The 12,010-nt window shown below is 64.6% G+C and carries 12 protein-coding genes; 6 read left to right on the top strand and 6 right to left on the bottom strand.

Annotation, left to right across the window (positions count from 1 at the left end):
- Positions 1 to 10 precede the first annotated feature (10 nt).
- From API01S_RS26005 to API01S_RS26020, 4 genes are read right to left on the bottom strand one after another with little or no spacing between them, the layout of a single operon-like run.
- Positions 11 to 637: a pyridoxamine 5'-phosphate oxidase family protein gene (locus API01S_RS26005; protein ID WP_061306505.1), complete on the bottom strand. Its 627-nt coding sequence runs from the start codon at positions 635 to 637 to the stop codon at positions 11 to 13.
- Between the two features lie 20 nt (positions 638 to 657).
- A complete protein-coding gene (locus API01S_RS26010; RefSeq protein ID WP_006216263.1) occupies positions 658 to 1,284 on the bottom strand; it encodes an HAD hydrolase-like protein in 627 nt (208 codons plus the stop codon).
- A 33-nt stretch (positions 1,285 to 1,317) separates the two neighbouring features.
- The gene (locus tag API01S_RS26015; RefSeq protein ID WP_061306506.1) at positions 1,318 to 1,884 is read right to left on the bottom strand and encodes a hypothetical protein; all 567 of its coding nucleotides are present in this window, start codon (positions 1,882 to 1,884) and stop codon (positions 1,318 to 1,320) included.
- 42 nt (positions 1,885 to 1,926) lie between these two features.
- Positions 1,927 to 2,514 carry an LOG family protein gene (locus API01S_RS26020; protein ID WP_006216261.1) on the bottom strand — a complete coding sequence of 196 codons (588 nt, stop codon included), beginning with the start codon at positions 2,512 to 2,514 and terminating at the stop codon, positions 1,927 to 1,929.
- A 231-nt stretch (positions 2,515 to 2,745) separates the two neighbouring features.
- Between API01S_RS26020 and API01S_RS26025 the strand changes: the two genes are divergently transcribed.
- Positions 2,746 to 3,297: a ferritin-like domain-containing protein gene (locus API01S_RS26025; RefSeq protein ID WP_061306507.1), complete on the top strand. Its 552-nt coding sequence runs from the start codon at positions 2,746 to 2,748 to the stop codon at positions 3,295 to 3,297.
- A 91-nt stretch (positions 3,298 to 3,388) separates the two neighbouring features.
- Here API01S_RS26025 and rimO read toward each other — a convergent pair whose 3' ends face one another.
- The gene (rimO, locus tag API01S_RS26030) at positions 3,389 to 4,705 is read right to left on the bottom strand and encodes a 30S ribosomal protein S12 methylthiotransferase RimO (RefSeq protein WP_050728511.1); all 1,317 of its coding nucleotides are present in this window, start codon (positions 4,703 to 4,705) and stop codon (positions 3,389 to 3,391) included.
- Positions 4,706 to 4,916: 211 nt separating this feature from the next.
- Positions 4,917 to 5,546 carry a LysE family translocator gene (locus tag API01S_RS26035; RefSeq protein WP_050728512.1) on the bottom strand — a complete coding sequence of 210 codons (630 nt, stop codon included), beginning with the start codon at positions 5,544 to 5,546 and terminating at the stop codon, positions 4,917 to 4,919.
- Between the two features lie 93 nt (positions 5,547 to 5,639).
- Here API01S_RS26035 and rsmB point away from each other — a divergent pair, with 93 nt between their 5' ends.
- From rsmB to trkA, 5 genes are read left to right on the top strand one after another with little or no spacing between them, the layout of a single operon-like run.
- Positions 5,640 to 6,977 carry a 16S rRNA (cytosine(967)-C(5))-methyltransferase RsmB gene (gene rsmB, locus API01S_RS26040; RefSeq protein WP_061306508.1) on the top strand — a complete coding sequence of 446 codons (1,338 nt, stop codon included), beginning with the start codon at positions 5,640 to 5,642 and terminating at the stop codon, positions 6,975 to 6,977.
- Between the two features lie 18 nt (positions 6,978 to 6,995).
- On the top strand, positions 6,996 to 7,607 hold the full coding sequence (locus tag API01S_RS26045; RefSeq protein WP_039882460.1) for a DUF4390 domain-containing protein: 612 nt from the start codon (positions 6,996 to 6,998) through the stop codon (positions 7,605 to 7,607).
- Entirely contained in the window at positions 7,604 to 9,925 is a 2,322-nt protein-coding gene (locus API01S_RS26050; RefSeq protein ID WP_061306509.1) for a sensor histidine kinase, read from the top strand. Before API01S_RS26045 ends, API01S_RS26050 begins: the two co-directional genes overlap by 4 nt.
- An 11-nt stretch (positions 9,926 to 9,936) precedes the next feature.
- Positions 9,937 to 10,629 (top strand): response regulator, encoded by a 693-nt coding sequence (locus API01S_RS26055; protein WP_006216254.1) that lies wholly within the window; start codon positions 9,937 to 9,939, stop codon positions 10,627 to 10,629.
- On the top strand, positions 10,626 to 12,005 hold the full coding sequence (gene trkA / locus API01S_RS26060) for a Trk system potassium transporter TrkA (RefSeq protein WP_006216253.1): 1,380 nt from the start codon (positions 10,626 to 10,628) through the stop codon (positions 12,003 to 12,005). The genes API01S_RS26055 and trkA overlap by 4 nt, the downstream gene beginning before the upstream one ends.
- The last annotated feature ends 5 nt before the right edge of the window (positions 12,006 to 12,010 follow it).

A 12,010-nucleotide genomic window follows, 5' to 3' on the forward strand; every position in this document is an offset into this window, starting at 1 on the left:
CTGAATAAGATCAGTACAACGTGCCTGCCACGCGTGCTGGCAGGTCCCGGTCATAGGTGACACCATCGAACGTGCCCGCCGTCAGGTCGGACAGGATGCGCCCGACGCTGGGCAGCGCGCTGCGCGGCACTTGCGTGGCCGGGTCCCACAGGCGCGAGCGCAGCAGCGCACGCGAGCACTGGAAGTACACGGTCTGCACGTCAACGATCAGCACCGAGCGCGGCAGCTTGTCGTCCACCGCAAAGCGCGCCAGCAGCGCCGGGTCGACGCTGATGCGGGCCGTGCCGTTCACGCGCAACGTCTCGCCCACGCCGGGCACCAGGAACAACAGCGCCACGCGAGGGTCGGCCAGCACGTTGAGCAAGCTGTCCACGCGATTGTTGCCACGGCGGTCGGGCAGCAGCAGTGTCTTTTCGTCTTCGACCACGACGAAGCCGGCCGGATCGCCGCGCGGCGATGCGTCCAACCCATCCGACCCGCACGTGGCCAGCATCGCAAACGGCGATGCCTCGATGAAAGCCCGGTAATGCGGATGCACGTGATCCACTTCCTTCTTCAGCGACGCCTCGCCCGGTGAACCGTACAGGGCCTGGAGCGCGTTGGCGTCGGTGACGAGATGGTCGGGGTCGATGTGCATGGCGGGTTCCGGTTGCGAAGTCAGGCCAGGATGGCGGGCAGGTCGTCTACGGTCAGGATGAGTTCGTCGGGCTTGCGCTCGCGCAGCGCGTCCACGTGGTTATAGCCCCAGGCGACGGAGGCCACGCGCACGCCCGCTTTGCGCGCGGCGTCGATGTCGCGCATTTCGTCGCCCACAAGCAGGAAGCGTTCGGGGGCGACTTCATGACGGCGCATCAGTCGGTCGATCTTGGCAGCCTTGCCGAACAGGTCGGTGCCGCATTCATAGTCGTCGAACAGTGCGCAGGTGTCGGCGCCCAGCACGCGCTGCACGTTCTCGATGGAATTCGAACTGATCACCGCCAGCCGCACTCCACCCGCCTTCAGTTGCGCGACCGCATCGGCGATGCCGTCGAACAGTTGCACGCTGGGGTCGATGTCCTGCATCAACGTGCGCACGTGCGTCATGATGGCCGGCAGCTTCCACAGCGGAATACCCAGGTACTTCAGGATTTCGGAGGCTTCGCGGTGGCGCAGGTTCTCGCGCTCGGCCAGGTCGATCTTCCGAAAGCCGTACTTGTCGGCCACCGTGTTCAGGATGGAATTGAACCAGGGCATGGTGTCTGCCAGGGTTCCGTCAAAGTCGAATGCAGCGATATCGTATTTCAAGTAATCAATCCGTTTGCCGGCTGGTGGCGGGGCCTATAAGCCGTTGGGGTGTAGCAGATAGTGCACGACCGGCGCCAGTGCTTCAAGCGGCGGCGCGCTGGCGACGACACGCGCCGCATTGGTCCAGGGATAGTCCAGCGCCAGCAGCCAGCCGAACACGGCGGGCATGTCGCCCGGCGGCAGCGTGACCATGGTTTCGATGGTGATGGTCAAGTCGGTGGCGCGATAGGGATCCGCCTGGAATTTCCAGTCGTAGCGACCGCAGCCCACGCGCACATTGCCCGTGGCTTTTTCGGTCATGCCCACGATCCAGTCGCACTGGTATTCGGGCAGCCGCGCATCGATCGGCGGGCGCGACAGGTAGAACGTGTAGACGTTTTCGTAGGTCTGGCCGAACTTGCGCACCAGCGTGTCGGCAATCGCCGCCAGTCCGTGCGATTCAGGGGGGAAGGCGATCGCCTGCGTGCGCAAGGCCATCTTCAGGACAGCGTCCGAGGCGAATGCGCGCGCCATGTAATGCGGGCGATTCTCGTCCTTGGCGTGGAAGTAGTCGCGCAGCACGGACTCGGTGCTGCGTGGGGACAACGAATCGGAAGACATTGCGAGGGCGGTCGTCATGGGCTCAAAAGGGGAAGAAAGGCATCAGGCCGTGATGGGGTCGAACCACTTCGAGACGTTCGGCGGCTCATAGATGGCATACCGGTCCAGCAGCAGCGCGGGGTCTTGCTCCACCACCAACATGTCTCGATGCTGCGGGCGGATGAAGGCTTCGTCGACAGCATGGTTAACGAACTGCACCAGCGCGTCGTAGTATCCCGCGATATTCAACAGGCCGCAGGGCTTCTGATGCATGTTCAGTTGGGCCCAGGTCCAGACCTCGAAGAATTCCTCCAGCGTGCCGGAGCCGCCCGGCAGGGCGATGAAGCCGTCCGACTTCTCGATCATCATCGCCTTGCGCTCGTGCATGTTCTGCACCAGATGCAGCTCGGTCAGGCCGCGATGCGCCTGTTCCTTCTTTTGCAGCAATTCCGGGATGACGCCGATGACGCGGCCGCCAGCGGCCAACACTTCATTGGCCACCACGCCCATGATGCCGACGACCGATCCGCCGTACACCAGACCCAGGTCGCGCTTGACCAATTCGCGGGCCAGCACGCGGGCCTGCTCGATATAGTCCGGCCGACTGCCCGGGTTCGAGCCGCAATACACGCAGATGTTCTTCAGGTTCATAACAGGTTCGAGATGACCGGGCCCGTTACAGATTGCGTCACGGGCTTTCCGGGAAGTCGATAGTTTACGAGAAGGTCAGCGGGCGCGTTTGGGGGTGGCCGGGCGGTGCAAATTGGTGGCAGGAGCAATGTTTGGACACAGCAAGTTCCGCTGCGATCGGTAGACTGAGTCGTTCGGTACGACTGGAAATCCAGCGTCGTAGGGCTTTCACTAACTAGAGGAGCGAACGATATGGAACAAGCAACCCGAACCGCCGAGAAGGCCAGCCGCCCATTCGACATGGACGTGAAGGCGATCCGAGCCAAGGCGCGTCAGGACATCGAATCCGGCGCCGTCACGGACACCTATCGCGCAGACCGGGAAACCGTGCTGAAGCTGCTGAACGAGGCCTTGGCCACTGAAATAGTCTGTGTGCTGCGCTACAAGCGCCACTACTTCATGGCACATGGGCTGAACGCCGAGCCGGTGGCGGCGGAATTCGCCGAACATGCCACGCAGGAACAGGAACACGCCGACCGTCTGGCCGAACGCATCGTTCAGCTTGGTGGCGAACCGAACCTGTCTCCGAAGGGCCTGCTGGAGCGCAGCCATTCGGAATACGTCGAAGGCAAAACCTTGCAGGACATGATCAAGGAAAACTTGATCGCAGAGCGTATCGCCATCGACAGCTATCGCCAGATGATCGAATACATCGGCGATCAGGATTCGACCACGCGCCGTATGCTGGAAGAAATCCTGGCGGTCGAAGAGGAACACGCCGACGACCTGGCGGACTTCCTGTAAACAGATAGCCGCTACGCGGCCAGGGCGCCCGCGCTTCGGGCGCCATCAAACGGGGGCGCGGCGCCAACATTGGCGCCGCGCCCCTGCTTCATCAGATCACTTCGCCCCACAAGTCGTATTCGTCCGACTCGGTGACGCGCACGCGCACCATGTCGCCCGGCTTGAGCGGGTTGTCGGAGCTGACGTACACGCAGCCGTCGATCTCGGGCGCGTCCGCGCTGCTGCGGCCAATCGCGCCGTCTTCGTCCACTTCATCGATCAGCACGTCGATTTCGCGGCCCACCTTGCGCGCCAGGCGCGCGGTCGAGATGCCTTGCTGCAATTGCATGAAGCGTTCCCAACGATCTTGCTTCACGTCGTCGGGCACGGGGTTGTCCAGCAGGTTCGCGGGCGCGCCTTCCACCGGCGAATATTGGAAACAGCCCACGCGATCCAGCTGCGCTTCCTGCATCCAGTCCAGCAGGTACTGGAAGTCTTCCTCGGTCTCGCCAGGAAAGCCGACGATGAACGTGGAACGGATGGTCAGGTCGGGGCAGATCTCGCGCCAGCGCTTGATGCGCGCCAAGGTCTTGTCTTCGAACGCCGGGCGCTTCATGGCCTTCAGGATGCGCGGGCTGGCGTGCTGGAACGGAATGTCCAGATAGGGCAGGATCTTGCCCTCGGCCATCAGCGGAATCACTTCGTCCACGTGCGGGTACGGGTACACATAGTGCAGGCGTGTCCAGATGCCCATTTCGGACAGGGCCAGACAGAGCTCGGTCATGCGCGTCTTGACCGGACGGCCGTTCCAGAAGCCGCTGCGGTACTTCACGTCGACGCCGTAGGCGCTGGTGTCCTGCGAGATCACCAGCATTTCCTTCACGCCCGCCTTGACCAGACGTTCGGCTTCGCTCAACACATCGCCCACCGGGCGGCTGACCAGATCGCCGCGCATCGACGGGATGATGCAGAAGCTGCAACGGTGATTACAGCCTTCCGAGATCTTCAGATAGGCGTAGTGACGCGGCGTCAGCTTGATGCCTTGCGGGGGCACCAGGTCCAGATAGGGATTGTGGTCCTGCTTGGGCGGCGCGGCGTCATGCACGGCGCGCACCACTTCTTCGTACTGCTGAGGACCGGTGACCGCGAGCACGCTGGGGTGCACCTTGCGGATCACGGATTCCTCGACGCCCATACAGCCGGTGACGATGACCTTGCCGTTCTCGGCCAGCGCCTCGCCAATCGCCTCAAGCGATTCGGCCTTGGCGCTGTCGATGAACCCACAGGTGTTGACGACGACAACGTCCGCGTCGTTGTACTCGGGCGTGACTTCGTACCCTTCGGTGCGCAGTTGGGTCAGGATGCGTTCGGAGTCGACCAGGGCTTTAGGACAGCCCAGGCTGACGAAGCCGACTTTGGGGGAAGACATGGAATACCTCGGTGGGCGCGAGCCGGCGCCAATGATCAAAATCTGCGCAATTTTAGCGCGGCAGAGCGGGGGCCGTTATTTTAGGGGAAACCGGGGGGAAGCGACGAATTGGCTGGAGGAGGCGAAAGGCCCGCCCAGGTCCTGCCGAGCGGCGGGGGTTACGTGTGTAACCGACGGGCCTGGGCCCACGCCGCATCCGGCGATTCGGACTTTACCCCGCCCCTCGCCGATACAGGGCCAGCGTCGCCGCCAAGCCCATCATCAAGCTGCCGCAAACGCGATTCAGCCAGCGCAATCCCGATCCTTGAAATGCCCGCACCAATTGCGCGCCGAGCATGGCGTAAACCACCATCGTCAGCGTATTGATCGTCGCCATCACCGCCGCGACGATGGCGTATTGAATCAGCAGCGGGGCTTGCGGGTCGATGAATTGCGGCAGGAAGGCCGACATGAACAGCAGGGCCTTGGGGTTGGTCAGCGCCACCAGAAAGCTGCGCATGCCCAGAGCCAGGCTGGCCGGGCGCGCAGTCGAGCTGGCAGAGGGCAGCACCAGCGCCGCATCCGAGCGCAGCATCTTCCAGCCCAGGTAGGCCAGATACGCCGCGCCCACCCATTTGATGATCTGGAAGGCGATTTCCGAGGCCGCCAGCACCACGCCCAGGCCGGATGCAACCGCGCCGATCAGGATCAGGTCGGCCAGCACCGCGCCCGCCATGCCCCAGCCGGCGGCGCGCACGCCGTGGCGCGAGCCGTTGCTCATGGCAAGCAGAGTGGTGGGGCCGGGCGTCACGATGGCGATGGCCGAGGCCAGGACGAACAGCAACAGTGTGGCGGTGGACATAAAGCGCTCCCTGGGCAGCGGCCAGTTTGACGTGGCCAGCGCCGTTCGTCCAGGTCCGGCTACCATATCGGTCTTATCCTCAGAATTCCCACCATGTCCACGCGTTCCGACTCCCCCAATCTTGCCCCCCCGCTTTCCTCCGTTCTTCTTTCCAGCGCGGGGGTGGTCGAGGGCGTGCTGGACGGCCGTTCCCTGACGGACGCGTTGAGCGACGTCAGTTCGGCCCTGCGCCCGGCCACGCAGGCCGTGTCTTTCCATGCGATGCGCTATCTGGGCTGGGCCGATGCGGTGGGCCGTGAATTGGTCCAGCGTTATCCCAGCGTGTTGTTTGAATCGTTGTTGCTGGTGTCGCTGACGCTGCTCAAAGAGGAGGGCGAAGCCGCCGCGCAGTTGCCCGGCATGCCGGTTTACGCCGCGCACACCGTGGTGGACCAGGCCGTGACGGCCGCTTCCAATACGCGCAGCCTTGCCTCGTTCAAGGGCATGCTCAACGCCTGCCTGCGCCGCTTCCTGCGTGAACGCGCGGCGCTTGAGGCGGCCGTGGCCGACAGCCCCGAGGCGCAATGGAACCACCCGGGCTGGTGGGTCAAGCAGTTGGGTATCGCCTATCCGCAGGATTGGCAGCGGATTCTGGAATCGGCCAACGTGCCCGCGCCGCTGACCCTGCGCGTGAACCGCCGCCGCGCCACCCGCGATCAGGTGCTGGCGGCATTCCAGGACGCAGGGCTGCAAGCGCAGCCCGTCGGCCAGGCGGGCGTGGTGCTGGGCAGCCCGAAGCCCGTGACGCAGTTGCCGGGTTTTGCCGAAGGCTGGTGGTCGGTCCAGGATGCGGGCGCGCAGTTGGCCGCTGAACTGCTGGCGCCCGCCGATGGCATGCGGGTGCTGGACGCCTGCTCGGCGCCGGGCGGCAAGACCGCGCATCTGCTTGAGCTGGCGGACATCGATCTGGTGGCGCTGGATGCCGACGGCGAACGCCTGGAGCGCGTCGAGCAGAACCTGGATCGCCTGGGCCTGGCCAGCGACCGCGTCCACTTGGAAGCCGCCGACGCCGCCGACCTGGACGCCTGGTGGGACGGCAAGCCCTTCGATGCGGTGCTGGCGGACGTGCCATGCACGGCGTCGGGCATCGTGCGCCGTCACCCCGATATCCGCTGGTTGCGCCGCGAAAACGACGTGCGCCGCACGGCAACGTTGCAGGCCCGGATCCTGGATTCCTTGTGGAAGACGGTCGCACCCGGTGGCCGTCTGCTGTATGTGACGTGCTCGGTATTCCCCATTGAAGGCGCGCGCCAGGCGCTCGAATTCATGCAGCGGCATCCCGAGGCCCAGCGCCTGGACGCGCCCGGCCAGTTGCTGCCAGTTGCGCTCGATGCAACACCGGCCGAGCAACATGATGGCTTTTTCTACGCCTTGTTTGCCAAGCAGTCCTGAATCACCAAGAATAGGGGCATGACGGTGTTGCGGTGTCGTATGTCCACTATTTCGCGTTTATTTCTAGGGTTGTTGCTGGTATCTACCTTGCTTTGTTCCGTGCCGGGCGGCGACGTTCATGCCGCCGAGCCGAGGGTGACGCGAGTGGAACCCGCCGTTCGCAATGGCAAGCTCGAGATCGATGCGGACATCGAATTCGAATTGAACCAGCAGTTACGGGACGCCGCCCAGCGCGGCGTCCCTCTGTATTTCACGGCGGATCTCACCATGACGCGCGAGCGCTGGTGGTGGTTCGACAAGTCGCTGGTGGACACCTCCCGCACCTGGCGGGTCGTCTATAACGCGCTGACGCGGCAATGGCGGGCTGGGGTGGGCGAGCTGTCCTTCCCGGTGGCCTCACTGGACGACGCGATGAGCGTCATCCGGCATATCCGCAACTGGTCGGTGGCCGATGCGGCCGACTTCGATGCCGGCGTGCTCTATGGCGGACAGCTGCGGCTGCGCCTGGATACCTCGCTCTTGCCCCGGCCGTTCCAGGTCAACGCGCTGAACAGCAGTTCGTGGGCGCAGGGCACGCCCTGGATGGAATTCTCGTTCATGTTGAGCGATCAGGAGAAAGATCCCTCATGAGGCTATTGCTTCGGCTGGCCCTGATGGTGGGGGCGGTAAGTGGCCTGGCGTTGCTGGGCCTGCTGGCATGGTCTACCGGCAATGCGTCGCGCTTTGCGCGCTACTACGACACCCTGCTTGTGCTGAATGGCATCTTTGCGCTGGCGCTGTTCATCTGGGTGGTGGCGCTGACCGTCCGCCTGGCGCGCCAGATCCGGCGACGTCAATTTGGCGCGCGGCTGACCGCGCGCTTTTCGTTGGCCTTCGCGTTGATCGGCGTGGTGCCGGGCGCCCTGATCTACACCGTGTCGGTGCAGTTCATGTCGCGCTCTATTGAATCCTGGTTCAACGTCCGGGTGGACACCGCGCTGGAAGCCGGCCTGAACCTGGGCCGCGCGGCGCTCGATTCCCTGCTGGCGGACCTGGACGCGCGCGCCCGCTCCATGGCGGTGGAACTGAATCGCAATACAGATAGCGGCGTGACGCTGGCGCTGACCCGGCTGCGCGAGGCCAACGGCGTTCAAGAGGCCATGGTGTTCACGGGCAGCGGCCGCATGGTGGCGTTTTCGACCAGCCAGTACGGCCAGTTGCTGCCGGCGATGCCGCCGTCCACCGTCATGAACCAGCTGCGTCTGGCGCGCGGCTATTCCGCCGCCGAGGCCGATGACCCCGTCACGCCGGGCGCCGAAGGCGGCCTGCATCTGCGGGTCGTGATCCCGTTGACCGGGCCGGACCGCTACGACAATCTGCTGGGTGCGGCGTCCGAGCCGCGTTGGCTGCAACTGCTGCAACCCGTGCCGGAACAGATCGCGCACAACGCCAATCTAGTTCAGCAGGGTTTTCGGGATTACCAGGAATTGGCGCTGTCGCGGCTGGGGCTGCGCAAGCTCTATGGCATCACGCTGACGCTGGCGCTGCTGCTTGCCGCGTTCGGCGCCATCGCGGTGGCGCTGTCGCTGTCCAAGCGTCTCGTGCGCCCGCTGCTCAGTCTGGCGGGCGGCACGCAGGCGGTGGGTGTGGGCGATTACCGGCCGCTGCCTGAACCGCCCGAGCGCGACGAAGTCGGCCAGTTGACGCGGTCTTTCAACGCGATGACGCGTCAGCTGGACGAAGCGCGCCGCATGGTCGAAAGCAATCGCCAGCAGCTGGAGCGCTCCAACGTCTATCTGGAAAGCGTGCTGTCGAACCTGTCGTCCGGGGTGCTGGTGTTTGACGAGTCGTTCCGCGTCACGACGGTCAACCAGGGCGCCCAGACGATTCTGGGGGTGGACCTGCGATCAGTCATCGGTCGGCCGCTGGAAACGGTAGACGGCATGCTTGAATTCGCGAACATCGTGCGGCAGGCGTTTTCCACCCACGCCGCGGTCGGCTCCGAACGCCAGCACTGGCAGCAGCAGTTTGAAATCGGGCCGGCCCAGGGCGATGCGCCCATCGCGCCGCAGCCCTTGACGCTGCTGGCGCGCGGCACCCATCTGCGCGTGGACGGGCGCGGCAACGGCTATCTGGTGGTGTTCGACGACATTACCGAAGTGATCTCCGCCAACCGGACCGTGGCCTGGGGCGAGGTGGCGCGCCGCCTTGCGCACGAGATCAAGAACCCGCTGACGCCCATTCAGCTGTCCGCCGAACGCCTGGCGATGAAGCTGGAAGGCAAGTTGCAGCCTGCCGAGGCGCAGATCGTCCAGCGCTCCACCAACACCATCGTCAACCAGGTGGCCTCGCTCAAGCAGATGGTGGACGACTTCCGCGAATATGCGCGCACGCCGCCCGCCGTGATGCAGCGCATCGACTTCAACGCGCTGGTGGCCGACGTGCTGTCGCTGTACGGCTGGGAGCCGGATGGCGGCGTTTCGCGCGGCGCGGCCAAGGCGCTGAACCTGGACGTCTCGCTGGCGCCAGGCCTGCCCGACATCGAGGGCGACCCGACCCAGCTGCGCCAGGTGATCCACAACCTGCTGTCCAATGCGCGCGACGCCATCGCCGAAATGGGCGGGCAGGGCCGGGTCAGCGTGACGACGCAGTTGATGCGCAGCGAACAGCCCGATCGGGCCGACCAGCAGGCTCTCAGATTTACCGTTGCGGACACCGGGCCGGGCTTTCCGGCGCAGGTGATGCAGCGCGCGTTCGAGCCCTACGTAACCACAAAGTCCCACGGGACTGGGTTAGGATTGGCAATCGTGCGCAAGATCGTTGAAGAGCACGGCGGACGTATCGACCTTGCGAACCGCAAGGAAGGGGGGGCGCGGATTTCCATCTTGTTGACCCGGTTGGCGACGACTACCGGGGCAGATACTATGGACGCGACCGCGCAAGAAAAGGATAATGCGGCTACGCAATAGGTGGATGCTTTATGGCCAGAATTCTGGTGGTTGACGACGAAGTCGGTATACGCGAGCTTTTGTCGGAGATCCTTTACGACGAAGGACACACGGTCGAACTGGCCGAAAACGCGGCGCAAGCGCGCGCTGCTCGCCTTCGCATGCGTCCTGATCTGGTGTTGCTGGACATCTGGATGCCCGACACCGATGGCGTAAGTTTGCTGAAAGAGTGGGGCTCGCAAGGGCTGCTCGACATGCCCGTGATCATGATGAGCGGCCACGCCACCATCGACACGGCGGTCGAAGCCACGCGCATCGGCGCGATGGATTTCCTGGAAAAGCCCATTACGCTGCAACGCCTGCTCAAGACGGTGGCCGCTGGCCTGGCGCGTGGACGCGCCCCGCATCCGGCGCCGGTCGCCGCGCACCCCGCTGCCGTCAGCCCGGCCGTGGCATTGGAAGACGAGCTGGATCCGCCCGTGTTGACCACGGCGCCCGCCAACGAAGTGCCGGTCACGTCCAACGGCCAGTTGGGCAGCATTTCGCTGGATCAGCCCCTGCGCGAAGCGCGCGACGAGTTCGAACGCATCTATTTCGAATACCACCTGGTCCGCGAAAGCCACAGCATGACGCGTGTGTCTGAGCGCACCGGCCTGGAACGCACCCACCTGTATCGCAAGCTCAAGCAATTGGGCATCGAGTCGGCGCGCAAGCGCAGCACATGAAAATCCTGATCATGGGCGCTGGTCGCGTAGGCACCAGCGTGGCCGAAAACCTGGTGTCCGAGCAAAACGACATCACCGTGGTGGATACCGACGCCACTCAACTTCGGTACTTGCAGGAACACTTTGACTTGCGCGTCGTCCATGGCGATGGCTCGCAAGTGTCGGTGCTTGAGACCGCCGGCGCGGCCGACACCGACCTCTTCATCGCCTGTGCCGCCTCTGACGCCGCCAACATGGTGGCGTGCAAGATCGCCCGCCAGCTGTTCAACGTCCCCCGTCGCATCGCCCGCATCCGCTCGGCCGAGTTTCCGGAACACCCGGAACTCATGAGCGAAGAGGGCTTTTGCATCGACGCGTTGATCAGCCCCGAACGCAGCGTCACGACCTACCTGCATAGCCTGATTGAATTTCCCGAAGCCTTGCAGGTCGTGGAATTCGCCGAGGGCCGGGTTTCCGTCGTGACCGTGCGCGTGGGCCATGGCAGCCCGATGGCGCATTCCTCCGTCGACAAGCTGCGCGACGTCTGGCCCGATGTGAAGGCGCGCGTGATCGACGTGCTGCGCGGCGGGCGACCGCTGCGCGCCGGCAGCGGCACCGTTGTCGCCCCGGGCGACGAAGTCGTGCTGGTGGTGGATTCGCGCGATGCGCGGCGCGCCGTGCGCCAGTTGCGCGAGGCCGAACGCGCCGTGCGCCGCGTCATGATCGCAGGCGGCGGCAACATCGGATTACGTCTGGCCCGCGAGCTGGCCGAAGAAAAATACAGCGTCCGCATCATCGAACGTGACCTCAAGCGTTGCGAATACCTGGCGACGCAGCTGCCCGACAGCGTACTGGTCCTGCACGGCAGCGGCACTGACGAAGCCCTGCTCGAGCGCGAGAACATCGAAGACATGGACACCTGGCTCGCGCTGACCAGCGACGACGAGGACAACATCATGTCGTCCCTGCTGGCCAAACGCCTGGGCGCGCGCAAGGTGATCGCGCTGATCAACCGCCAGGCCTATGGCGAGCTGATGCAGGGCAGCCATATCGATATCGCCGTATCCCCGTCCCAGGCGACCATGAGCGAGCTGCTGAGGCACGTGCGGCGCGGCGACGTGGCCGCCGTGCACCGCTTGCGCCAGGGCGTGGCCGAGGCGCTTGAAGCCATTGCCCATGGCGACCGCTCCACCTCCAAGGTCGTGGGCCGGCCGGTCGGCCAGATCAGCCTGCCCAAGGGCGCCAGCATCGGCGCACTGGTGCGGGGAGATGAAATCATCCTGCCCGACGCCGACACCGTCATTGAAACGGACGACCACGTGATCGTCTTCGTGCCCTCGCGCCGCCAGATGCCGCGCGTGGAAAAGCTGTTCCAAGTTTCGGCATCCTTTTTCTGATGCGC

Origin of the sequence: Achromobacter piechaudii NBRC 102461 (genome assembly GCF_001571245.1) — a bacterium.
Classification (GTDB): domain Bacteria; phylum Pseudomonadota; class Gammaproteobacteria; order Burkholderiales; family Burkholderiaceae_B; genus Achromobacter; species Achromobacter piechaudii.

What these genes read in the sequence shown, in the direction of transcription:
- rsmB (WP_061306508.1), top strand. Translation starts at nt 5,640, where the DNA reads ATGTCCACGCGTTCCGACTCCCCCAATCTTGCCCCCCCGCTTTCCTCC.
- API01S_RS26035 (WP_050728512.1), bottom strand. Translation starts at nt 5,546, where the DNA reads ATGTCCACCGCCACACTGTTGCTGTTCGTCCTGGCCTCGGCCATCGCC.
- API01S_RS26055 (WP_006216254.1), top strand. Translation starts at nt 9,937, where the DNA reads ATGGCCAGAATTCTGGTGGTTGACGACGAAGTCGGTATACGCGAGCTT.
- trkA (WP_006216253.1), top strand. Translation starts at nt 10,626, where the DNA reads ATGAAAATCCTGATCATGGGCGCTGGTCGCGTAGGCACCAGCGTGGCC.
- API01S_RS26015 (WP_061306506.1), bottom strand. Translation starts at nt 1,884, where the DNA reads ATGTCTTCCGATTCGTTGTCCCCACGCAGCACCGAGTCCGTGCTGCGC.
- API01S_RS26020 (WP_006216261.1), bottom strand. Translation starts at nt 2,514, where the DNA reads ATGAACCTGAAGAACATCTGCGTGTATTGCGGCTCGAACCCGGGCAGT.
- API01S_RS26050 (WP_061306509.1), top strand. Translation starts at nt 7,604, where the DNA reads ATGAGGCTATTGCTTCGGCTGGCCCTGATGGTGGGGGCGGTAAGTGGC.
- rimO (WP_050728511.1), bottom strand. Translation starts at nt 4,705, where the DNA reads ATGTCTTCCCCCAAAGTCGGCTTCGTCAGCCTGGGCTGTCCTAAAGCC.
- API01S_RS26045 (WP_039882460.1), top strand. Translation starts at nt 6,996, where the DNA reads ATGACGGTGTTGCGGTGTCGTATGTCCACTATTTCGCGTTTATTTCTA.
- API01S_RS26025 (WP_061306507.1), top strand. Translation starts at nt 2,746, where the DNA reads ATGGAACAAGCAACCCGAACCGCCGAGAAGGCCAGCCGCCCATTCGAC.
- API01S_RS26005 (WP_061306505.1), bottom strand. Translation starts at nt 637, where the DNA reads ATGCACATCGACCCCGACCATCTCGTCACCGACGCCAACGCGCTCCAG.